Annotated in this window: 16 protein-coding genes, 2 pseudogenes and 1 other annotated feature; all 18 genes and pseudogenes read left to right on the top strand. The window is 41.4% G+C overall.

The features are described from left to right. Positions 1-2 precede the first annotated feature (2 nt). The gene (locus HMPREF1195_RS03005; protein WP_023918208.1) at positions 3-521 is read left to right on the top strand and encodes a hypothetical protein; all 519 of its coding nucleotides are present in this window, start codon (positions 3-5) and stop codon (positions 519-521) included. 86 nt (positions 522-607) lie between these two features. After that, entirely contained in the window at positions 608-1,567 is a 960-nt protein-coding gene (locus HMPREF1195_RS03000; RefSeq protein WP_003001791.1) for an ROK family glucokinase, read from the top strand. A 78-nt stretch (positions 1,568-1,645) separates the two neighbouring features. Further along, positions 1,646-2,485 (top strand): thymidylate synthase, encoded by an 840-nt coding sequence (locus HMPREF1195_RS02995; RefSeq protein ID WP_023918207.1) that lies wholly within the window; start codon positions 1,646-1,648, stop codon positions 2,483-2,485. A gap of 205 nt (positions 2,486-2,690) precedes the next feature. After that, positions 2,691-10,964 carry a CshA/CshB family fibrillar adhesin-related protein gene (locus HMPREF1195_RS02990; protein ID WP_023918205.1) on the top strand — a complete coding sequence of 2,758 codons (8,274 nt, stop codon included), beginning with the start codon at positions 2,691-2,693 and terminating at the stop codon, positions 10,962-10,964. 146 nt (positions 10,965-11,110) lie between these two features. Continuing rightward, positions 11,111-11,620 carry a dihydrofolate reductase gene (locus tag HMPREF1195_RS02985; RefSeq protein ID WP_021153282.1) on the top strand — a complete coding sequence of 170 codons (510 nt, stop codon included), beginning with the start codon at positions 11,111-11,113 and terminating at the stop codon, positions 11,618-11,620. Positions 11,621-11,828: 208 nt separating this feature from the next. Further along, entirely contained in the window at positions 11,829-13,061 is a 1,233-nt protein-coding gene (gene clpX / locus HMPREF1195_RS02975) for an ATP-dependent Clp protease ATP-binding subunit ClpX (RefSeq protein WP_003001797.1), read from the top strand. Between the two features lie 11 nt (positions 13,062-13,072). Beyond that, complete coding sequence (gene yihA / locus HMPREF1195_RS02970) at positions 13,073-13,675, top strand: ribosome biogenesis GTP-binding protein YihA/YsxC (RefSeq protein ID WP_003016353.1); 603 nt, start codon at positions 13,073-13,075, stop codon at positions 13,673-13,675. 149 nt (positions 13,676-13,824) lie between these two features. After that, positions 13,825-14,529 carry a glucosaminidase domain-containing protein gene (locus HMPREF1195_RS02965; protein ID WP_021153281.1) on the top strand — a complete coding sequence of 235 codons (705 nt, stop codon included), beginning with the start codon at positions 13,825-13,827 and terminating at the stop codon, positions 14,527-14,529. Positions 14,530-14,696: 167 nt separating this feature from the next. After that, positions 14,697-15,494, top strand: a complete 798-nt coding sequence (locus HMPREF1195_RS02960; protein WP_023918203.1) for a formate/nitrite transporter family protein — start codon at positions 14,697-14,699, stop codon at positions 15,492-15,494. Positions 15,495-15,555: 61 nt separating this feature from the next. Continuing rightward, positions 15,556-15,690, top strand: a sequence feature (ribosomal protein L10 leader region). A 38-nt stretch (positions 15,691-15,728) separates the two neighbouring features. Beyond that, positions 15,729-16,229 carry a 50S ribosomal protein L10 gene (gene rplJ, locus HMPREF1195_RS02955; protein ID WP_003001722.1) on the top strand — a complete coding sequence of 167 codons (501 nt, stop codon included), beginning with the start codon at positions 15,729-15,731 and terminating at the stop codon, positions 16,227-16,229. 74 nt (positions 16,230-16,303) lie between these two features. Then, on the top strand, positions 16,304-16,672 hold the full coding sequence (rplL, locus tag HMPREF1195_RS02950) for a 50S ribosomal protein L7/L12 (RefSeq protein ID WP_003001622.1): 369 nt from the start codon (positions 16,304-16,306) through the stop codon (positions 16,670-16,672). A 238-nt stretch (positions 16,673-16,910) separates the two neighbouring features. Further along, positions 16,911-17,354: a hypothetical protein gene (locus HMPREF1195_RS02945; RefSeq protein ID WP_023918201.1), complete on the top strand. Its 444-nt coding sequence runs from the start codon at positions 16,911-16,913 to the stop codon at positions 17,352-17,354. Positions 17,355-17,501: 147 nt separating this feature from the next. Then, positions 17,502-17,954 (top strand): hypothetical protein, encoded by a 453-nt coding sequence (locus HMPREF1195_RS02940; protein WP_003007432.1) that lies wholly within the window; start codon positions 17,502-17,504, stop codon positions 17,952-17,954. 108 nt (positions 17,955-18,062) lie between these two features. Continuing rightward, complete coding sequence (locus tag HMPREF1195_RS02935) at positions 18,063-18,512, top strand: hypothetical protein (protein WP_023918199.1); 450 nt, start codon at positions 18,063-18,065, stop codon at positions 18,510-18,512. A gap of 177 nt (positions 18,513-18,689) precedes the next feature. Next, entirely contained in the window at positions 18,690-20,426 is a 1,737-nt protein-coding gene (locus tag HMPREF1195_RS02930; protein ID WP_023918197.1) for an ABC transporter ATP-binding protein, read from the top strand. A 13-nt stretch (positions 20,427-20,439) separates the two neighbouring features. Beyond that, positions 20,440-22,218: an ABC transporter ATP-binding protein gene (locus tag HMPREF1195_RS02925; protein WP_023918195.1), complete on the top strand. Its 1,779-nt coding sequence runs from the start codon at positions 20,440-20,442 to the stop codon at positions 22,216-22,218. 189 nt (positions 22,219-22,407) lie between these two features. Continuing rightward, positions 22,408-22,488: pseudogene (locus HMPREF1195_RS11410) on the top strand (YSIRK-type signal peptide-containing protein); the annotation flags it as partial. A 21-nt stretch (positions 22,489-22,509) separates the two neighbouring features. Beyond that, positions 22,510-24,066: pseudogene (locus HMPREF1195_RS02920) on the top strand (glycosyl hydrolase family 28-related protein); the annotation flags it as partial. Positions 24,067-24,249 lie beyond the last annotated feature (183 nt).

Below are 24,249 nucleotides of genomic sequence, written 5' to 3'. Positions count from 1 at the left end.
CTATGAATCAATTGAATCGCATATCTCTTGGAATTTCAGCTACTATGTTTACCATTATTGGTATCGTCTTGTTTATCAATCCCATTGAGCACATCGGCTCTTTTAGCTGGTTGATCTCCTGTGGCTTCTTTTTAATCTCTTTTTCACGTTTTTCACGTTATTACCGATTGCGTCAGTCAGGTATTATCAAGCAGCAACAGCTCTTTCACAGTATGGTTGCCTTGGTGTTCGCGGTTTACTTGCTACTATATGGCTACAAGACCTTACCGATTGTCTTTCCAGTTACCTTAGGGATTTGGCTGATCTATCGCTCCGTTTTAAATTTCCGAAAAGCTAACTTCTATTCCAAGAAGATTGAAGAGCTTTCCAAGCGCTATATTTTCTTTGCCTTGGTGCAGCTCTTTATTGGCTTGTTCTTAATTGTCAGTCCATTATCAATCAGTGTCATTCTCCTGAATATTATTGGTTTGATTTTCCTGCTTCTAGGACTTCAATCCTTTAGCCTCTTGCTAAAAAGTTAAGAAAAGTTACGTGCAAACCTTTGCATTTATCTAAAAGTCTGATATAATAGAACTGTAAGTGTTTACAAGTTTGAAAGGAGTTACAGATGTCTAAAAAAATTATCGGTATTGACCTTGGAGGAACTTCCATCAAGTTTGCTATCCTCACTTTAGATGGTGAAGTTCAAGAAAAATGGTCTATTAAAACAAATATTTTGGATGAAGGAAGTCATATTGTAGAGGATATGATCGAATCGATCGCTCATCGTTTGAAAATGCTTGGGCTTGATGCTTCTGAATTCCAAGGAATCGGAATGGGATCGCCTGGTGTTGTTGACCGTGAAAAAGGTACAGTTATTGGGGCCTACAATTTGAACTGGAAGACTCTTCAACCAGTTAAAGAAAAGATCGAAAGTGCCCTTCATATTCCATTCTTCATTGATAACGATGCCAACGTTGCTGCTTTGGGTGAACGTTGGAAAGGGGCTGGTGAAAACCAACCAGATGTTGTCTTCATGACACTTGGTACAGGTGTTGGCGGTGGTATCGTCGCTGAAGGTCGTCTCTTGCACGGTGTGCGTGGAGCTGCTGGGGAACTTGGTCACATCACGGTTGACTTTGATGATCCAATCCAATGTACCTGTGGTAAAAAAGGCTGTCTTGAAACGGTTGCATCAGCAACAGGGATCGTCAACTTGACTCGTCGTTATGCAGATGAGTACGAAGGGGACTCTCAATTGAAAGTCTTGATCGATAATGGTGAAGAAGTGACAGCTAAAACGGTCTTTGATCTAGCAAAAGAGGGTGACGCTCTTGCTTTGATCGTTTATAAGAACTTCTCACGTTACCTTGGACTTGCTGCAGCCAATATCGGTTCAACCTTGAACCCGTCTAAGATCGTTATCGGTGGTGGGGTATCTGCTGCTGGAGACTTCCTCTTGGATGGCGTGCGCAAGGTCTTTGAAGAAAACTCATTCCCACAAGTGCGTGAATCAACTCAATTGGCGCTTGCTACATTGGGAAATGATGCTGGTGTCATTGGTGCCGCATCTCTAGTATTACAATAAGATTAAAAGGAGATTTGCCTCTCCTTTTTTCTTTATCCTGTGATATAATGAAAGCAATAGTAGATTAAAGGAGGAGATATGACAAAAGCAGATACCATTTTTAAAGAGTATATTCGGAAAATCATGGAAGAAGGTGTTTGGTCTGAACAGGCCCGACCTAAATACAAGGATGGTAGAACGGCCAACTCCAAGTACATCACGGGAGCCTTTATGGAGTTTGATCTCTCAAAAGGCGAGTTTCCTATCACGACCCTTCGTCCCATCGCGATTAAATCAGCCATCAAAGAGATGCTCTGGATCTACCAGGATCAGTCGAATAGCTTAGACCTGTTAGAAGATAAATACAATGTCCACTACTGGAATGACTGGGAAGTAGGGGATAGTCGTACTATTGGTCAACGCTATGGTGCTGTGGTCAAAAAGCATGACATTACCAATAAAATCCTCAAACAATTAGAAGCCAATCCTTGGAATCGCCGCAACATTATCTCGCTCTGGGATTATGATGCCTTTGAAGAGACAGAAGGTCTTCTGCCATGTGCATTTCAAACCATGTTTGACGTGAGGCGGGTTGATGGAGAGATTTATCTAGATGCGACCCTGACTCAGCGTTCAAATGATATGTTGGTAGCCCACCATATCAATGCCATGCAATATGTAGCTCTTCAGATGATGATTGCCAAGCACTTTGGCTGGAAGGTTGGAAAGTTCTTTTACTTCATTAATAACCTTCATATTTATGATAATCAATTTGAACAGGTTGAAGAGTTACTCCGTCGCGAGCCTTCAGATTGTCAGCCACACCTGGTCTTGAATGTGCCAGATGGAACCAATTTCTTTGACATCAAACCAGAAGATTTTGAACTGGTCGATTACGATCCAGTGAAGCCACAATTGAAGTTCGATCTTGCGATTTAGTGATAAAATCAAGGTTTTTCAATCCTTTTATTTAATAGGAAAATGGTTTTAAATTTAAAACGAACAAAGCTAAAAATTTATACTCATTTTTGAGTCAAAATGTTTTGAAAATCGTTCGGGTTTTGTTAAAATAGATAAGGTTTGGAAAAAACTAAACAATTTTAAAAAGAATGTTAATTTATAGATAAAAATGGAGGTCCATTAGATGGGGAAAGACTTATTTAATGATCGTATTAGCAGATTCTCAATTCGTAAACTGAATGTGGGTGTTTGCTCAGTACTTTTGGGAACACTTGTCATGGTTGGTACAGCAGCAAGTGCAGCTGCAGAAGAAAATACAGATACAACAAGTGAAAGTGTAGCAGCAGTTGCAACAGCGTCAGAAGAGCCAGCTACATCAACGGCTACAGCAACTTCAGCAACATCAACAGCTGCAACGACATCTACTTATGATGCAAACGCAGCAATCACTGCACCAGAGACTTCAACTGCTGCAGCAACATCAACAGCACCTGCTTCAACTAGTGAAGCAAGTAGCACAAGCACAGCAGCGTCTGTAGCCTCGACTGCAGCAGCAACATCAACTGCACCAAGCCTAGAAGTAACTACGCCAGAAAACAAGGCAACAGAAGCAGCTGCAACAGATAAGAAAGAAGAAGTGGCTGCAGGTGCCGAAGCACCAGCTACTGAAACTCCTGCTGTGACAGCAGAAACTTCTGGTCCTAAACGCCGTAATCGTCGTGCATTGGGTGATGCCAATGATCCAAGCTTGATTGGGGACGATGTAGAAGATGCAACTTCAACTCCAAAAGTTGAAAAACCTGGCTTTACAACAGATCTTGATGCCAAATCTATGACTAGCCAAATCTCTTGGTTGGACTTTGGAGATTTAGCTAACTGGACAGGAGCAAAAACAATCCAGGTCGCTAAAAATGAATTGAAGCCAAATGAGCTAGAAGAGGCCTTAGCACTTCAAGTTGGGGCTACTTATACCAAGGAAATCATGCCTGGTTATGTAGTCACTGTAAAAGTTAAGTCTTTGAAACCATTCCAAGCGACTGAAATCTATAAAAAACGGCTGGAAGAACAAGGGGCTACAGAAGCTGAAAAAGCGACCTATGATCCAAATGCAAAAAATGGATATGTAAAGGGTGTTACTTCACCAATTGCTAAGCAATATTTTACTGATGGTAAAGAAGCCGACGTTATCGCTGATGCCCAAAACCGTTGGACTGAAGTTAAACATGAAAACGTTGATACGAAAGCCAAAAAGACTACCATGGGTTCTGCATATAATGGTGGGAATATTGGAGTTCAGTTCGAAATCTCTGCAACCTTCCGTGGCAAGAAAGTTAAGCCAGCTATTGTTATGGCTGATGGTGAGTCTGCTAACCCTGGTGAATTTGTTATGTTCACTACCAACGGACAAGGTTGGCAGCACCTTGGAGAATGGAAGAAAACTACTAGACCAGCCACCTCTGTTCCTTATGAACCACAAGATACTGATAACCTTTTTGGTTCTAAACCTAAATATAATAACATTAACCTAAGACAACTCCGTGATAATTCTACTCAAGCTGGACCAGATAAGAAACCAGTAGCTTGGAAATATTTCGGAAATCCTGACAAAGTTACGGGTGGTCTAGGAACCGGTATCTTTGGACCAAACATTTCTGAAGGAAATAGAGCAGTTCCACTCGTAATGACGCGTGGAGCATCTGAAGTGGGACTTTATATCGCTTCAGCTGGTAAACAGTCTGCTATGCTAGGATTCTTCCCACTTGATGAAGGGGATGCTCCTGAGTCATATGGTAAGGCAGTTCATACCATTGCAACTGTAGACGGTGTAACTGGAGCTAAAGTAAATCAACCGTATCTTGGTAACGTGAGTCCAGATATGGATGAGAACACAACTCTGGACTGGTTCGGTGATGATAAGGCAACTACGGCCGATGAAGGAATTAACCAATTGCTTCCGGATGAACTCAAAGGGACAACCAATGAGATGATCAAGATGGATCGTACACGCCCAGGAAACTACAAGATGTCAGTTCAAGCCCATTTGGATGGAGCTTCAGAAGCACATATCTATGGTTGGGTAGACTTTAACCAAAATGGTAAATTCGATGAGGATGAACGCTCAAATCTCGCTACAATCACACAAGATGGCACTGTTGAGTTGACCTTTGCAAACAGCAAGACTTACATCGATCCTAGCGTCAACGAGCTTGGTGCTCGTGTCCGTATTGCTAAGAAAGCTACTGAGATTGAAAGCCCAACTGGTATGGCCTTCTCAGGGGAAGTAGAAGACTTCAAGACTCAAATCACCCACCCACCAAAAGGGGAATTCAAGGAAACTTCTGGTCCTCAAGCTACTAAACAAACAGCAACTGTAACCTTTACAGCACGTGGAGAGCACAAGTATGAACCTAACTCTCATGCAGTCATCGACGAGACAGTAGAACCATACATCGTTGATAAAGATGGCAACCGCGCAACTCTTGATGCAGATGGTTACTATGTCGTACCAGGTCAAGGGAAATACAAGATTACTGCCAACGGTAAAGATGTAGACGTTGAATTTATCCCTGAAGATAACTTCCTTGGAACAGCTGATGGTATTTCTATCCGTCGTTCAGATAACAACGGTTACGATACTGGTTGGTCAACCAAATTCCCAGACCAAGAACCAAACATTAATGGTCAGTTGAATACTATGGATGGTCAATACGTTCCAACAGTCACTCCAATTGAAATTGAAGGGGTTGACAAAACTTCGACTGATGTTCAAGGGGCAACTCAAAAAGAAACACCTACCTTTAATACAACTGCTACTAACTTAAATGGTGATAAGATTTCGATCACTCCAAGTGCAGAATACCCAGCTAAGTTGGTAGACCCAGCTACAGGTCGCACGACTGATGAGCCATCTGTAACAGTTGAAGGGGAAGGAACATACACAATTAATCCTACAACAGGTGAAGTAACCTTCACTCCAGAACCAAGCTTTACTGGTACAGCCAAAGGTGTGGATGTTACATTGTCAGCGCCAGTTGGACGCAATAAAAATGGTAAGGTTCAAGAGGAGTACGTTAAGACAGCTACAGCTAAGTACACTCCAACTGTCACACCAATCACAGTGACTCCTACAGACAAGGTTTCTGAGGATGTTCAAAATGTTCCTCAAACACAAACACCAACCTTTGATTTGAGTAATGATAAGACTGCTGAAATCACTAGTAAGAAATTGGTGGATCCCGCAACTGGTCAACCGACTGATGAAACAACTGTAACAGTAGCAGGAGAAGGTAGCTATACAATCGATCCTACTACAGGAGCGGTGACCTTCACACCTGAAAAAGACTTTGTTGGTACTGCAAAAGGAGTAACTGTTCAGGCAACTGCTACCATTACAAATGCCAATGGTAAGACTGCAACCATTACTTCAGATGCGACCTACACACCAACTGTTGTGCCAGCAGTTCCAACTGCAAACCCAGCAACTTCTAAAGATATCCAAGGTGCAACACAAACAGGGACACCAACCTTTGCAGGAACGACTGTTCAAGTAAATGGTGAAGATAAAGCTATTACCATTAAAGACAATAGTTACACATTGCTAGATAAAGATGGTAACGAAGTTTTAAGCACACCAGCCTTTGCTGAAGATGGTTCAACTGAAATTGGTACTTTCTCTATTGATCCAGCAAATGGTCAAGTAACTTTCACACCGACTGATAAATCATACACTGGTGCAGTCACACCAGCCAAGGTTCAAGCTGAAAGCTCAAACGGTATCAAGGTGGACACAACTTACACGCCTGAAATCGTTCCAGTAACACCAACAGCAACACCAGCTGAAACAGAAGATATCCAAGGTGCCACTCAAACAGGTAAACCTGAATTCAAAGGTGGAACTGTAACGGTTGATGGCGTTGAAAAGACTGTTGAAATCAATGAAGACGTTCCAGCAAAATTCGACGACGGCTCAACAACTAAGACCGTTGAAGGTGTTGGTACTTACACAGTAGCAGCAGACGGTACTGTTACATTTGTACCAGAAAAATCATTTGTCGGAACTGCACCAGCCGTGACCGTTGTCCGCGAAGATAAGAACGGAACCAAAGCATCTGCGACTTACACACCAACAGTATTACCAGTAACCCCAACAGCTACACCAGCAGAAACAACTGATATTCAAGGTGCGACACAAACAGGTAAACCTGAATTCAAGGGTGGAACTGTAACGGTTGATGGCGTTGAGAAGACTGTTGAAATCAATGAAGATGTTCCAGCAACATTTGACGATGGTTCAACGACTAAGACTGTAGACGGTGTTGGTACTTACACAGTAGCAGCAGACGGAACTGTAACCTTTGTCCCTGAAAAATCATTCACAGGTAAAGCACCAGCCGTAACGGTTGTTCGTGAAGATAAGAACGGAACCAAAGCTTCTGCAACTTATACACCAACTGTGACACCAGTAACTCCAACTGCAACACCAGTTGAAACTACAGATATTCAAGGTGCTACACAAACTGGAAAACCTGTATTTACTGAAGGCGATAGCCGTGTGCCAATGAACGATGATGTTCCAGCAACATTTGACGATGGCTCAACGACTAAGACTGTAGACGGTGTTGGTACTTACACAGTAGCAGCAGACGGAACAGTTACATTTGTACCAGAAAAATCATTTGTTGGTACTGCACCAGCGGTAACAGTTGTGCGTGAAGACATGAACGGAACCAAAGCTTCTGCGACTTACACACCAACTGTAACGCCTGTAACACCAACAGCTGAAGATGCTACTTCAACTGGTAAACAAGGTCAAACTCAAACAGGTAAGCCTGAATTTACTGAAGGCAACAGCCGTGTGCCAATGAACGATGATGTTCCAGCAACCTTCGATGATGGATCAACTACTAAGACAGTTGATGGCGTTGGTACTTACACAGTAGCAGCAGACGGAACTGTAACCTTTGTTCCTGAAAAATCATTCACAGGTAAAGCACCAGCCGTAACAGTTGTTCGTGAAGATAAGAACGGAACTAAAGCTTCTGCAACTTACACACCAACTGTAACTCCAGTAACTCCAACTGCAACACCAGCTGAATCTACTGGACCTCAAGGTCTTGTTCAAACTGGCACTGTAACCTTCACTGAAGGTGATGAAGTAGCTCCAATTAACAAGGATTCGATTACTCTTCTTGATGAAAATGGTCAACCAGCAGCATCAGTAGAAGCGAAATCACCAGCAGGTGATGTGATCGGTACATACACAGTTGATAAAGATACAGGTGTAGTTACTTTCACACCAACAGATAAATCTTATTCAGGGGATGTTGTCCCAGTTAAGGTTCAAGCAGCTGATGCAAATGGAACTACAGTTGAAACAACTTATACACCGAAGATTACTCCGGTTGTTCCAACTTCTGAAGATGCTACATCGACAGATATTCAAGGTCAAACACAATCTGGTAAACCAACCTTCACCGAAGGAAATCCAAATGTTCCAATCGATGAAGATACTCCAGCTACCTTCGAAGATGGCTCAACCACTAAGACAGTAGATGGTGAAGGAACATATACTGTTGCTCCAGATGGAACCGTAACCTTCGTACCAGAAAAATCATTCACTGGAACTGCTACAGGCGTAACAGTGAAACGCGTGGACAAGAACGGTACTGAAATCACAGCTAAGTACACACCAACTGTGACACCAGTAACACCAACAGCAACACCAGCTGAATCAACAGATATCCAAGGTGCAACTCAAACTGGTAAACCTAAATTCACCGAAGGTGACAGCCGTGTACCTATGAACGATGATGTTCCAGCAACCTTCGATGATGGATCAACTACGAAGACTGTAGATGGTGTTGGTACATACACAGTAGCAGCAGACGGTACAGTAACCTTTGTACCAGAAAAATCATTCGTTGGAACTGCACCAGCCGTAACAGTGGTTCGTGAAGATAAGAACGGAACAAAAGCTTCTGCGACTTATACACCAACCGTAACACCAGTTACACCAACTGCAGAAGATACAACATCTACTGACAAACAAGGTCAAACGCAAACAGGTACACCAACCTTCACACCAGGTAATCCAAATGTTCCAATGGATGATGATACACCTGCAACATTTGAAGATGGATCAACAACCAAGACTATTCCAGGTGAAGGTACTTATACAGTAGCTCCAGATGGAACTGTTACTTTCGTACCGGAAAAATCATTCACAGGAACCGGTACAGGCGTAACCGTGAAACGTGTTGATAAGAACGGTACTCCAGTTACTGCTAAGTACACACCAACTGTGACACCAGTAACCCCAACAGCAAGTCCAGCTGAATCAGAAGCACCTCAAGGTGTGGTTCAAACTGGAACTGTAACCTTCACTGAAGGTGACCCAGTTGCACCAATCGACAAGGATACCATTACTCTTCTTGACGAAAATGGCCAACCAGCAGAATCTGTAGTTGCTAAGTCACCAGAAGGTAAAGAAATTGGTACTTTCACGGTCGATAAAGAAACAGGTGTTGTGACCTTCACACCAACGGATAAATCTTACTCAGGTGATGTTGTTCCAGTTAAGGTTCAAGGTAAAGATACAAACGGAACAGTTGCTGAAACAACCTACACACCTAAGATTACTCCGGTTGTACCAACTGCTGACCCTGCAACATCTACAGATATCCAAGGTAAAACTCAAACAGGTACACCAAGCTTCACACCTGGTAACCCTGCAATCCCAATGGATGATGATGTGCCAGCAACCTTTGAAGATGGTTCAACTACGAAGACAATTCCAGGTGAAGGAACTTACACAGTTGCTCCAGACGGAACCGTAACCTTCGTACCAGAAAAATCATTCACAGGAACAGGTACAGGCGTAACAGTGAAACGTGTTGATAAGAACGGTACTCCAGTTACTGCAACTTACACACCAACTGTAACACCAGTTACACCAACTGCAAGCCCAGCAGTATCTACTGATGTGCAAGGTGCAACTCAAACAGGTAAACCTGTATTTACTGAAGGTGACAGCCGTGTTCCAATGAACGACGATGTTCCAGCAACATTTGACGATGGTTCAACAACTAAGGTAATTCCAGGCGAAGGAACATACACAGTAGCTCCAGATGGAACAGTTACCTTTGTACCAGAAAAATCATTCACAGGAACAGGAACAGGCGTGACTGTTAAACGTGTTGATAAGAATGGTACACCAGTTACAGCTAAGTACACACCAACTGTAACTCCGGTAACACCAACAGCAGAACCAGCAACATCAACAGATATTCAAGGGCAAACACAAACAGGCAAACCAACATTCACACCTGGTAACCCAGATGTACCAATGGATGATGATACACCTGCAACCTTTGAAGATGGTTCAACAACTAAGGTAATTCCAGGCGAAGGAACCTACACAGTAGCTCCAGATGGAACAGTTACATTTGTACCAGAAAAATCATTCACAGGAACAGGAACAGGCGTGACTGTTAAACGTGTTGATAAGAATGGTACACCAGTTACAGCTAAGTACACACCAACTGTAACTCCAGTAACACCAACAGCAGAACCAGCTACAACTATTGGACCAAAAGGTAAAGAACAATCTGGTAAACCAACATTCAAGGAAGGCGATAGCCGTGTTCCAATGAATGACAAAGTTCCAGCAACCTTTGAAGATGGTTCAACTACGAAGACAATTCCAGGTGTTGGTACATACACTGTAGCAGCAGACGGAACCGTAACCTTCACACCAGAACCTGAATTTACTGGAACTGCACCAGCTGTAACAGTGGTTCGCGAAGATGTGAATGGAACCAAAGCTTCTGCAACTTACACACCAACTGTCCTTCCAATCACTAAGTTTGTTGATAAAGAAGGTAAGGAAATCCCAGGATATCCTACAGTTGATGGAGAAGAACCAAAAGTTGAAATTCCAGGTTACCGCTTTGTGGAAACGAAGAAATTGCCTAATGGTGATACCGAACACGTCTATGAAAAAGTTACGACTTCATATGTAGACGAAAATGGAGATCCAATCCCAGGTAACCCAACAGAAGATGGGGAACAACCGAAGAAAGATATCCCAGGTTATGACTTCGTGAAGACTGTTGTAGATAAAGATGGAAACATTCAACATATCTACAAGAAGACTGTGACACCAACTCCAATTCCGGATCCAACTCCGACACCAGAGCCACAGCCACAGCCTACTCCACAACCACAACCGCAACCAACACCACAACCACAACCTACTCCACAACTAAAACCAGAAGAACCAACTATTCCTGTCGTTCCAGAAACGAAAGAAGAAGTGAAGTATATCGATCCACAAAATCCTACTGCACAACTTCCAAACACAGGAACAAAAGAATCTTCTACTGCTGGTCTTGCAATCTTTAGCGCTTTAGCAGGTCTCTCATTATTCGGATTTGCAAAACGCAAAAAAGAAGACTAAGCTAACTTGTGGCTAAGAAAAACCGCGAAAATCTCGCGGTTTTTTCTGTTTGTATTTAAAAAAATATCCTCCAAACTAGATAGTTGAAATCAGTCTTTTATAAGAAAATTTGATAAAATAGAAGTATCAGTGTAAAGGATGAGAGAATGAAAAAGATAATTGGTATCTGGGCTCAGACTGAAAATGGCATTATTGGAAAAGACCAAGTGATGCCTTGGCATCTGCCTGCTGAGCTTCAGCATTTCAAAGAAACAACCATGGGACAAGCCATTCTCATGGGAAGAGTGACCTTTGATGGTATGAAAAAACGGGTTCTACCAGGTCGAACTAGTATTATCTTAACGCAAGATCAAGCTTATGATCCTGAAAACGATGCTGTACTCGTCATGCACAGTAAGGAAGAAGTCTTGGAGTGGTATCAGAAGCAAGAGAAGAATCTTTATATTATTGGAGGCAGTCAGATTTTAAGGCTCTTTTCTGACCAGTTAGAAGAGTTGATCCAGACCATGATTCATGCGGATATTGATGGCGATACATTGGCACCGAGATTTGAAGAGAATCGCTATGAAAGAGTCCGTCAAGTCCATCATCCAAAAGATGAGAAGAACCCCTATGATTTTACGGTCAACTATTATAAGAGAAAGGATTTAGACTAATGGAGCGAAGTGTCTTTGGTTTTTTTACAGCTGTCCTATGTGTCATCTGTTTGATTTGCGCCTTACAAACCTTTCGTAAAAAACGGTTCGGCCTCGCTATTTTATTCTTACTAAATGCTTTTACCAATCTTGTGAATTCCATTCACGCCTTTTACATGACCTTATTTTAAACTAAATAGAAACAGAAAATGACAGAAAGAGGAAATACATGCCAACGAATCAAAATAATGATATGATGGTTTATTGTTCATTTTGCGGAAAGAGTCAAGATGAAGTCCAAAAAATCATTGCAGGAAACAACGCGTTTATCTGTAATGAATGTGTAGAGTTAGCACAAGAAATTATTCGCGAGGAGCTAGCAGAAGAAGTTCTTGCAGACCTTAGTGAAGTTCCAAAACCAATCGAATTGCTCAATATCTTGAACCACTATGTCATCGGTCAAGATCGCGCCAAGCGTGCCCTTGCTGTAGCGGTATACAACCACTACAAACGCATCAACTTCCATGATACGCGCGAAGACGAGACAGATGTTGAATTGCAAAAATCAAACATCCTCATGATTGGTCCTACTGGTTCAGGTAAGACTTTCTTGGCCCAAACCTTAGCACGTAGCTTGAATGTCCCATTTGCCATTGCAGATGCAACAGCCTTGACAGAAGCTGGTTATGTGGGAGAAGACGTTGAAAACATTCTCTTGAAACTTCTTCAGGCAGCTGATTTCAACATCGAGCGTGCTGAACGAGGCATTATCTATGTCGATGAAATCGATAAGATCGCTAAGAAAAGTGAAAATGTCTCTATCACACGTGACGTTTCTGGTGAAGGGGTACAACAAGCCCTCTTGAAGATCATCGAAGGAACCGTCGCTAGTGTCCCACCTCAAGGGGGACGTAAACACCCTCAACAAGAGATGATCCAAGTGGATACCAAGAACATCCTCTTCATCGTAGGTGGGGCTTTTGACGGGATCGAAGAAATTGTCAAACAACGTCTCGGTGAAAAAGTCATCGGTTTCGGTAAAAACAATAAAGCTATTGATGAATCAAGCTCTTACATGCAAGAAATCGTGGCAGAAGATATTCAAAAATTCGGGATTATCCCAGAATTGATCGGACGTCTTCCAGTCTTTGCTGCTCTTGAGCAATTGACAGTTGACGACCTTGTCCGTATCTTGAAAGAGCCACGCAATGCCTTGGTAAAACAATACCAAACCTTGCTTTCTTATGATAATGTTGAATTGGAATTCGATGATGAAGCCCTTCAAGAGATTGCTAATAAAGCCATCGAAAGAAAAACAGGAGCTCGTGGACTTCGTTCAATTATCGAAGAAACCATGATGGATGTCATGTTTGAAATTCCAAGTCAAGAAGATGTCAAACTTGTTCGAATTACAAAAGAAGCTGTAGACGGAACTGAAAAACCAATTCTCGAAACAGCCTAGAAAGATAAAATATGGAAATTAACACACATAATGCGGATATCCTCTTAAGCGCTGCAAATAAGAGCCATTATCCTCAAGATGAGATTCCAGAAGTTGCACTTGCCGGTCGATCCAATGTCGGCAAGTCTTCTTTTATTAATACTCTCTTAAATCGAAAAAACCTGGCCAGAACATCTGGGAAACCAGGAAAAACCCAATTGCTCAATTTCTTCAATATCGATGATAAACTCCGTTTGGTAGACGTACCTGGTTATGGTTACGCACGTGTCTCAAAAAAAGAGCGCGAGAAGTGGGGAAGGATGATTGAAGAATACCTCACTAGCCGGGAGAACTTAAAAGCAGTCGTTAGCCTAGTCGATTTTCGTCATGAACCTTCTGCAGATGATGTCCAAATGTATGAATTCTTAAAGTACTACGAAATTCCAGTAATCTTGGTAGCGACTAAGGCAGATAAAATTCCACGTGGAAAATGGAACAAACATGAATCGATCATCAAGAAAAAACTAGATTTTGATCCAGCTGACACCTTTATCGTCTTTTCTTCTGTAACCAGGGAAGGACTAGAGAAGTCCTGGGATGCTATTTTAGAAAATGCGTTTTACGAAATAAATTGAAATGACATGAAAATGTCATTTTTGTTTTGGATTTATCTCGCAATTGTAATACAAGTGTAATATAAGTGCCTTTGTTTTCTTCTATTTATATGGTATAATCTCTATAAAGATAAAAGATGATAAAAAATTAATTGGAGATAAATTGTATTATGAAAAAGAAAATACGGAATAAAACGAAATTATTTGGTTTGTTCGTTTCTGTATTAGCAGTGGGGACATTTGCTGCTGCTATGAGCGAGCACGTCACATCAGTTGGTGCTAATGATGGAACTTACCAAGCTTATTCAGACCCTACTGAAGCTTTCATCTCACAAATTGGTGAGTCAGCTCGTCAGCTCGGTCAAGAGAATGACCTTTATGCTTCCGTTATGATCGCACAAGCCATCCTTGAAAGTGGATCAGGTCAGTCTGGCTTGTCTTCTTATCCGCATTACAACCTTTTCGGTATTAAAGGAAGTTATGCTGGTCAATCTGCAGTAATGCAAACTTGGGAAGATGATGGTGCTGGAAATGCCTATACCATTAATGATGCTTTTCGTTCTTACCCATCCTACTACGAATCATTGCAGGACTACGTAGCTGTTTTGAAACAAGGACATTTTGCAGGTGCTTGGAAGAGCAACACCTCTAGTTATCAAGATGCAACAGCAGCGTTGACAGGGGTTTATGCGACAGACACAAGCTACTATGCAAAACTTAATAACATCATTGAAACTTATAATTTAACTCAATACGATTCACCAAATGTTCAAGGTGGTATTACAGGTTCGGTATACAATCCATATCGTCAACAGTTCACTTCACAAGAAATCTTGAATTTGGATATCGCTTGGGCAAACCGTTTGAATTATTAAAACTAAAACAGGCAGATGCCTGTTTTTTTATTTGTTTTTAGCACACAGTGATATTCGATATAAAACGTATATGATGAAAAGTTAAGAATTCTTCCTGAAAACCTTTTCAAACTTTTCTCTCTATGATATAATGATTTTGTTCACAAACATTATATAAGGAGAATATTATGTCTGAATCTAATTTTATTCAAAAAGTTGGAGCGGCGTGTAATAAGAAGGAAGATCTCTATCAGAAATCTAAAACGCGCTATGCAGTCCGTTCTATTTTTGCGGGTGGATTTCTTACTTTAAGTACGGCGGTTGGAGCAGTTGCAGCTGACTTATTAAATACCTTTGTACCTGGATCTGGTCGTTTTCTATTTCCATTCATCTTTGCCTGGGGCTTGGTTTACCTCCTATTCTTAAATGCGGAATTAACCACCTCAAATATGATGTATCTGACGGCGGGTACCTATCTAAAGAAAATTAACTGGAAGAAAGCGTTGGAGATTCTTCTTTATTGCACCTTCTTTAATTTAATTGGTGCTTTAATCGTCGCTTTTCTGTTCAATCAAACAACTGCCTTTACACATATCGATCCAAAAGGTTTCCTAGCCACGGTAGCAGAAAATAAACTCCAACGAGGCAATCAAGTGGTTTTCTTTGAAGGAGTTATTGCCAATATCTTCGTAAATATTGCTATTCTTTCTTATCTATATTTCAAAGATGAAACAGCCAAGGTTCTCTTAGCCCTCTCAGCTATCTATATGTTTGTCTTTATGACCAATGAACACTTGGCAGCAAACTTTGCTTCCTTCTCATTATTAAGCTTTAATTCAGTATCTAGCCAATTACCGCATTTTGAGTTTTTAAATATTTTACGACATTATTGCGTGACTTTCTTTGCCAACTGGGTAGGAGGAGGAGTTCTAATGGGACTAGCCTATGCTTGGTTGAATAATATCAAGAGTCTTTATAACGATTAAAAAATATAAAAAAAGTTTGCAAAAGTACTTGCATTCTTTTTTTATATATGATAAACTAATCTACGGTTTGAAAAAACTGCCTAAGACAGTAGGGGAGCTCGACTCATAAAGATCCTACCGAGGACAAAACGTATCAATTAAAAGAAGCGTATTGTACTTTCGTGTCTAGGTTTGGGCGCGTTTTTCTTTTGGAAAAATTCCCCAAGCAAAATAATTACGGAGGTGAACACACTAATGAGTGAAGCAATTATTGCTAAAAAAGCGGAACTTGTTGACGTGGTAGCTGAAAAAATGAAAGCTGCTGCATCAATCGTCGTTGTAGATTCTCGCGGTTTGACAGTTGAGCAAGATACAGTTCTCCGTCGCAACCTTCGCGGAAGCGAAGTTGAGTTTAAAGTTATCAAAAACTCAATCTTGCGTCGTGCAGCTGAAAAAGCTGGTCTTGAAGATCTTGCATCTGTATTCGTTGGACCTTCTGCAGTAGCATTTTCTAACGAAGATGTTATCGCACCTGCGAAAATCTTGAACGATTTTGCAAAAGACGCTGAAGCACTTGAAATCAAAGGTGGTGCAATCGAAGGCGCTGTCGCATCTAAAGAAGAGATTCTTGCACTTGCAACTCTTCCAAACCGCGAAGGACTTCTTTCTATGCTCCTTTCTGTACTTCAAGCGCCAGTGCGCAACGTTGCTCTTGCAGTCAAAGCGGTTGCAGACAACAAAGAAGACGCAGCTTAATCTTAAGCTACGCAGCGTAGCCTAGCTACAAAAAATAAAAACATAAAATTAAAACTTGTTTGGAGGAAATAACAATGGCATTGAACATTGAAAACATTATTGCTGAAATTAAAGAAGCTTCAATCCTTGAATTGAACGACCTTGTAAAAGCTATCGAAGAAGAATTTGGTGTAACTGCAGCTGCTCCTGTAGCTGTTGCTGCAGCTGGTGCTGCTGACGCAGGTGCTGCTAAAGATTCATTCGATATCGAATTGACATCTGCAGGCGACAAGAAAGTCGGCGTTATCAAAGTTGTGCGTGAAATCACTGGTCTTGGTCTTAAAGAAGCTAAAGAACTTGTTGATGGTGCACCTGGTGTCATCAAAGAAGGTGTTGCAGCTGCTGAAGCTGAAGAAATCAAAGGTAAATTGGAAGAAGCTGGAGCTTCAGTTACTCTTAAATAATAGAGTTTCCAATCAAAATGAAAACCGAGGTTTAGGCCTCGGTTTTTTTGTCGTTGAAAAAAATGATGATAGAATGTGAATAGAGGACTTTTATAAAGCTAACATGTGTAGCTCTCTTTATTTTCTCTAAACCTACTAAATAGTGCAGTTTTAATGATGTTACATTTGCTATATTCCCTTGAGATGTTGCTAATTTGTTGCTATAATGGCTATAAATCATATCATAAAGGAGAAGATGATGAAAAATTTTAAACGTCTTTTGTTAGCTGTTGTAGCTGTCTTTGCAGCCGTCCTTTTGGTAGCTTGTGGCGCTAAAAGCGATAATGGGACTTACGTGTTTGAGCCTACTAAGGATGAGATCAAAGATATTATGCCAAGTGAATTTCAATCTTTGATAGGTGATAATTACTCATTCACTATTTCGATTACAATCAATGATAAGAAAGGTGAGATGAAAGTAGACACCAATGCAGGTGGTCAAAATGTAAATCAAGTGATTGATTTGGAAGTAGACCAAAAAGCTAAAACTCTTGTCTCAGAAAATGAGTATGGGAAAGCGGAAATTACTTATCAAGTTTCAGGAAATGTGTTAACGATTAAGGATGTGAAGAATTCTTTGATGGGTGACACAGACATGTTTAATAACTACATGAAAATTGCTAAGTTCAAAAAAGTTAAATAAGCAATCATGGCGGGATTTAAATTCCGCCTTATTCTATTTCTTTGTTGATACAAGAAATATTACAAGAATATGACATTTATAAACTTTCATTGCCGTGTACCTGAATTGTTGATATAATAGTGTTAATCTAACTAAAAAGGAGAAGTTATGAAAAACTTTAAACGTATTCTTTTGGCTGTAGTAGCTGTTTTTGCAGCAGTCCTCTTGGTGGCATGTGGTGCCAAAAGTGATAACGGGACTTATGTCTACAAACCATCAAAAACTGAAGTGAAGGAAATCCTTGAAGAACAAGGTGCTCCAAGTTCAAGTGTAGATGCATTGATCGACAATGTTAAATTGGAAGTTTCAGTGACCATTAAAGATAAAACAGGTAGCCTTAAAATTAAAGGTGAAATGATGGGACAAAAGACTGACCAATCATTTGATATGAAAGTTGACCAACAAAAGAAAACTCTTCAATCTAAAACAGGTGAAGGTGAGAAGGTTAAATACAAAGTTTCAGGCGATGTGTTCACTTTTGATTTATCTGGTGAGAAGAGTTCAGGTCATGAAGCTGCTTTGGAAATGTTCAAAAACGCTAAATTCAAACGTACAAAATAATACAAGAGAAGGGCAGAGAGTATCTGCTCTTTTTCTTCTTTAAAACATCTTGAATCGGTATTAAAATAGTGGTAAAATCTGATTATAAAATACATTAGGAGATTGATTATGAAAAATATTAAACGTATTCTTTTAGCTTTCGTTGCAGTTTTTGCAGCAGTCCTCTTGGTGGCATGTGGTGCAAAAAGTGATAATGGGACTTATGTCTACAAACCATCAAAAACTGAACTCAAGAAAATTCTTGAGGAGCAAGGCTTATCAGGTAGTCAATTAGAGTCTATTGGAAACGTTATTAATTTTGAAGTTTCTATTAAGATCAAAGATTCTAAAGGAACCCTCAGCATCGCGGGTGAAGTCGCTGGTCAAAAGAATGAGCGATCTTATGATGTCAAAATCAATCAAAAAGAGAAAACAATCTCGTCAAATGATGGTAAAGGAGAAAAGATTACATACAAGGTCGATGGTGATTATTTGACATTTGATCTTTCTAAGTTAAGTAATAGCAACCAAGGGGATCTTATGATTCTTAAAAACGCTAAATTCAAACGCACGAAATAATGCATATGAAGAGTGGGGAAACCTGCTCTTTTGCTTTACTTTTATGACTAGTTTGGTATAATGAATGAGACTACAGATGGGACTGGGGCAGGAATGATTTTCTTTGAAAATGATTTCGTCTCGCTCCCTCTTTTCTGTGTGATCAAGGTTATTATTTATGGAAAAGGAGAATCATCTATGCTTTATATTTGGTCTTACTTGAAAAAGTATCCCAAGTGGCTAGCCCTGAATCTATTTTCAGCGGTCCTGTTTGTTATTGTCAATTTGGGCTTGCCAACGATTCTAGCTCGCATGATTGATGAGGGGATTAACCCGCGTGATGTGGATCGGCTATATTTCTGGGGCTGGGTCATGTTTGCGATCATTTTGCTTGGGATTGTGGGACGGATTATCTTGTCTTACGCGGTTGGTCAACTAACGACCACCATGGTCCGCGATATGCGCAATGACCTCTATGCTAAGTTACAGGAGTACTCGCATCGCGAGTATGAGCAAATTGGGGTATCGTCATTGGTCACTCGCTTGACTTCGGATGCCTTTGTTTTGATGCAGTTTGCGGATTCTATGTTGAAGATGGGGGTCATTACACCCTTGATGATGGTTTCCAGTGTTCTCTTGATTCTCACGACCAGTCCTTCTTTAGCGTGGATTGTAGCGGTTTCTGTACCATTTCTTGCTGTCGTCGTCTGGTATGTAGCAGTTAAGACACGTCCACTTTCCGAGAAGCAACAAAAGACCCTGGACCATCTTAATCAATTTGCACGTGAAAATTTGACTGGACTTCGTGTGATTCGTGCCTTTGCCCGTGAAGAATTCCAGGAAGAGAAATTTGCGGCTGAAAATGCAGTCTACGCAGAAAACTCGAATAAATTGTTCAAACTTACTGGTTTGACAGAGCCCTTATTTGTGCAGATCATCATTGCTATGATTGTGGCGATTGTCTGGTTTGCTTTGGATCCTCTTCATGACGGTAGTTTGAAAATTGGGGATCTGGTTGCTTTTATTGAGTATAGCTTCCACGCGCTCTTATCTTTCCTCTTTTTAGCCAATCTCTTTACCATGTATCCTCGGACTGCGGTTTCTAGCCGTCGTCTCAAGGAAATCATGGATATGCCCATTTCGATCGATCCAAATGAGAATGGTGTAACAGAAACAGCATCTCGTGGCTATTTGGAATTTGACAATGTCACCTTTGCTTATCCAGGTGAGACGGAGAGTCCAGTTCTTCACAACATTTCCTTTCAGGCCAAACCCGGCGAAACGATCGCCTTTATCGGCTCGACCGGTTCTGGGAAATCATCGCTTGTGCAGCTGATTCCTCGATTCTATGATGTAACACTTGGGAAGATTTTGGTGGATGGTGTGGATGTCCGTGACTACAATCTGAAAGCCCTTCGCCAAAAGATTGGTTTTATTCCACAAAAGGCCTTGCTCTTTACAGGAACCATTGCTGAAAACCTTCGTTATGGGAAAGAAGATGCATCTGTCGAAGAATTAGAACAAGCGGCTGATATTTCCCAAGCCAAGGAATTTATCGACAGCCGTGAGGAACGCTTCGACACGCATTTAGCAGAAGGTGGTAGCAACCTTTCGGGTGGTCAAAAACAACGCTTATCCATCGCTCGTGCTGTTGTCAAAGATCCAGATGTCTTTATTTTTGATGATTCCTTCTCTGCCCTAGACTACAAGACGGATGCCACTTTGCGGAAGCGTCTCAAAGAAGTTACAGGAGATGCGACCGTCTTGATCGTAGCGCAACGTGTGGGAACCATTATGGATGCGGATCAAATTATTGTCTTGGACCAAGGGGAAATCGTTGGTCGAGGAACCCACGATGAATTGATGGAAAGCAATGAGATCTATCGCGAAATTGCCAATTCGCAGCTCGATAGTCCATCATTAACAGAGGAATAGAAAGGAGAAGCAGATGAAACAAGAACAAAACAGTTTTAGTAGACTATGGACTTATTTGAGAGCCTATCGCTTGGAAGTTTGCTTGTCCATTTTCTTAAAAATCCTGAGTGTCGTCATGAGTGTTGTCGAACCCTTTGTTTTGGGGCTTGCCATTACTGAGTTGACAAAAAATCTCATGGATATAGCAAAAGGCCTTGCGGGAGCTGGTCTTAACACCTCCTATATCGCGATCATTATGACGCTCTATCTATTCCGTGGGGTCCTCTATGAGTTGGGATCTTATTATTCCAACTATTTCATGACTAATGCTGTTCAAAAGACCGTTCAGGACATGCGAAATGATTTGTCCCATAAAATCAATCACATTCCCGTTTCTTATTTTGACCGGCATCAGTTCGGAGATTTGCTGGGACGTTTTACTAGTGATGTCGAAACCGTCTCGAATGCCTTGCAACAGTCCTTCTTACAAATCGTCAACGCTATCTTTACCTTGCTCTTTGTCATCAGCATGGTCTTATACTTAAACATCCAGCTGGGGCTAGTGGTCATCTTGTCCATTCCGATCACTTATTTCAGTGCTCGATTTATCATGAAAAAATCGCAGCCTTACTTTAAAGAGCAGGCAGATGTTTTGGGGGCAATGAACGGATTTGTACAAGAAAATTTAACAGGCTTTAATGTCCTTAAGCTCTACGTCCGGGAAAAATCTTCCCAGGAAGAGTTTCATGATATTACCCATCACCTTCAAAAGGTAGGATTCAAGGCTAATTTCATTTCCGGCTTAATGATGCCGATTTTAAATGGGATTTCAGATTTGACTTATCTCATTATCGCTTTGTTTGGTGGCTTGCAAGTGATAGCAGGCCGTTTGACTGTCGGGAATATGCAGGCTTTCGTTCAATATGTTTGGCAGATCAACCAACCAATTCAAAACTTGACCCAATTGGCAGGTCAGCTACAAAGTGCTAAGTCGTCTCTAGATCGGATTTTCCAAGTCATGGATGAACCAGATGAAGTAGCAGATGTGACAGAAACCCTCTCTGGAGATTTGACAGGGCAAGTCAGCTTTAAAAACGTTGATTTCCAATATGTAGCGGACAAACCCTTGATTCGTGATTTCAACCTAGAAGTCAAACCAGGTGAAATGGTGGCCATTGTCGGACCAACCGGAGCAGGGAAAACAACTCTGATTAATCTGCTCATGCGCTTTTACGATGTGACTGCGGGATCGATTACAGTGGATGGTCATGATATTCGCCATCTGTCACGCCAAGATTACCGCAAACAATTCGGAATGGTGCTTCAGGATGCTTGGTTATATGAAGGAACCATCAAAGAAAACCTTCGCTTTGGTAATCTCGAGGCAACGGATGAAGAAATTGTGGAAGCTGCAAAGGCAGCCAATGTCGATCACTTTATCCGGACGCTTCCTGGTGGTTACAATATGGAAATGAACCAGGAGTCTAGCAATATTTCTCTAGGGCAAAAGCAACTTCTAACTATTGCGCGTGCGCTCCTTGCTGATCCCAAGATTTTGATTTTGGATGAAGCGACGTCTTCTGTCGATACGCGTTTAGAGCTCTTGATTCAAAAAGCGATGAAGAATTTGATGAAAGGGCGGACTAGCTTTGTTATTGCTCACCGCTTGTCTACCATTCAAGAAGCAGATAAAATCCTTGTCCTCAAAGATGGTCAAATCATCGAGCAAGGAAATCACCAATCCTTGTTAGCAGACAAAGGGTTCTACTATGAGCTCTACAATAGCCAATTTTCAAATAAAAAAGCGGAATAAGCGCGTGTCATCAAAAGAGGTTTGAGATAGAATTCTCAGCCTCTTTTTCTTGCTCACTTTTATTACTACATAAAAAGGTTAACATATCTGCAACAAATTGATACAGAATATTCACACAATTCACCTTGTTTGTCATGATATTTTTTATTAGGATAGAATCGTTGTAAAAAATAAAAGGAGAAATGTGTGATGAATCATTTAAACAAAGATATCGTTTTTGGCATTCGCAAGTCTAAGCTTGGAGTCTTTTCTGTCGTGATTGCGATCATGGGGGCTTGTTTTTTGACTGGACAATCTGTGGCAGCTGATCAAGCTGGAGAGCAGACACAAATCCAAACACAAGGGCAAGAAGCGACAACCTCTGATCCCGCTAGCTCTCAAGTAGATACCAGCCAATATGGAGCATCTATGCCTTACACCCGTTATGAAGCAGACAAAGGGAACCTCCTTGGAAAGGCAGAGGTAGAGCAGTCTCAAGACAGTCACTCAACAGCTATTGAAGCTTCTGATCAGACTTATGTCGCTTTAAAAGAAAAAGGAGATGGTGTCTCCTTTAAGGTAAATGAACCAGCCAATGCCTTAACTGTACGCTATACAGTGCCAGATGGAGCCAGTGGACAACTCGATGTACAGGTGAATGGTCATAGTGTTCAACAATTGGATCTTTCATCCACGTCTAACTGGCAGTACTTGAATGACAAAGGTGTTCATGATAGTGCCCAGGCTGATACACGCGCTCGGTTCCAATTTGATGAAGTACACAGCCTCCTTCCAGGCCTTCAGCTTCAAAAAGGAGATGTGGTTTCACTGGTGAAAAACAGGTCAGACGACGTCCATTACGGCCTTGACTTTGTGGAATTCGAGCAAGCTCCAGACCCGATTGCTCAAGGGGACAATGCTATCAATATCGTTTCTAAAGGAGCTACGCCAAACGATGATACCGATGATAGCCAAGCGCTCTATGATGCGATTTATGAGGCTAAACAAACCGGAAAGAATGTCTATATCCCAGCTGGGCGATTTAATCTCAATCGAAAAGTCGGTATCGATGCTTCTGATATGAAGATTTCAGGGGCTGGTATCTGGCATACCCAACTGCATTTCACTAGCGACCAAGCTGGTGGCGGTGGTTTTGACTTCCTTCACCAAGACAACCATGTTGAATTTAGCGATGTCTATCTGTCCTCCAACCTTCGTTCACGCTATGGTGAAAACGCTCAGTACAAGGCCATTTCTGGAACACCAGGGAAGAACTCTCATATTCACGATATTTGGGCCGAACATTTTGAAGTCGGCATGTGGATTGGCGATTATGCTGGAAAAAATTATATGAAGTACACAGATGGTCTAGTAGTAGAAAATGTCCGTTTGCGCAATAACCTGGCTGACGGAGTCAACTTTGCCCAAGGGACTAAGAATTCGATTGTCCGTAATTCTAGTATCCGTGGGAATGGAGATGACGGACTAGCCAGCTGGTCAAGTATTGCGGATGGAACAGAATCGGCAGTAGCAGAAAACAATAAATTCCTGCACAATACAATTGAACTCGGTTGGCGCGCTGGTGGTGTTGGAATCTTTGGTGGAAAAGGCCATGAGATCGCCTACAATCGGATTAAAGACAATATCGGTGATGCCGGAATTCGCTTGACGACTGTCTTTAAGGGCCATAACTTTGATCTGAATGAAGAAGGAATTCGGGTTCACCACAATCTCTTGGAGCGTACAGGAACGAAGAGCGATATCTACAACAAGCATCGTGGATCGATTGATGTTGAAACGCGCTATGGAGATATTAAAAATGTCACCATTGAGGACAATGTATTTTTAGCGCCATTTGATACAGGTGTGACCGATCACCTCAATCCAAATGGAGGTATCCTAAATCATGTCGAAGTCAGAAACAATCAAACCATGGGTCAACTCTCTCATCCAGCTCAAGGAGGAGTGTCTGCCTCCGTTTCAAAACCAGTTGGACAAGCCTTGAGAGTGAAAGAAAAAACCCTTCAAGTAAGTGCAGTGAAAGTCCCCCAT

It is taken from the genome of Streptococcus parasanguinis CC87K, assembly GCF_000507765.1.
Lineage (GTDB): Bacteria > Bacillota > Bacilli > Lactobacillales > Streptococcaceae > Streptococcus > Streptococcus parasanguinis_J.
This window is presented reverse-complemented; position numbering and strand designations above follow the sequence as displayed.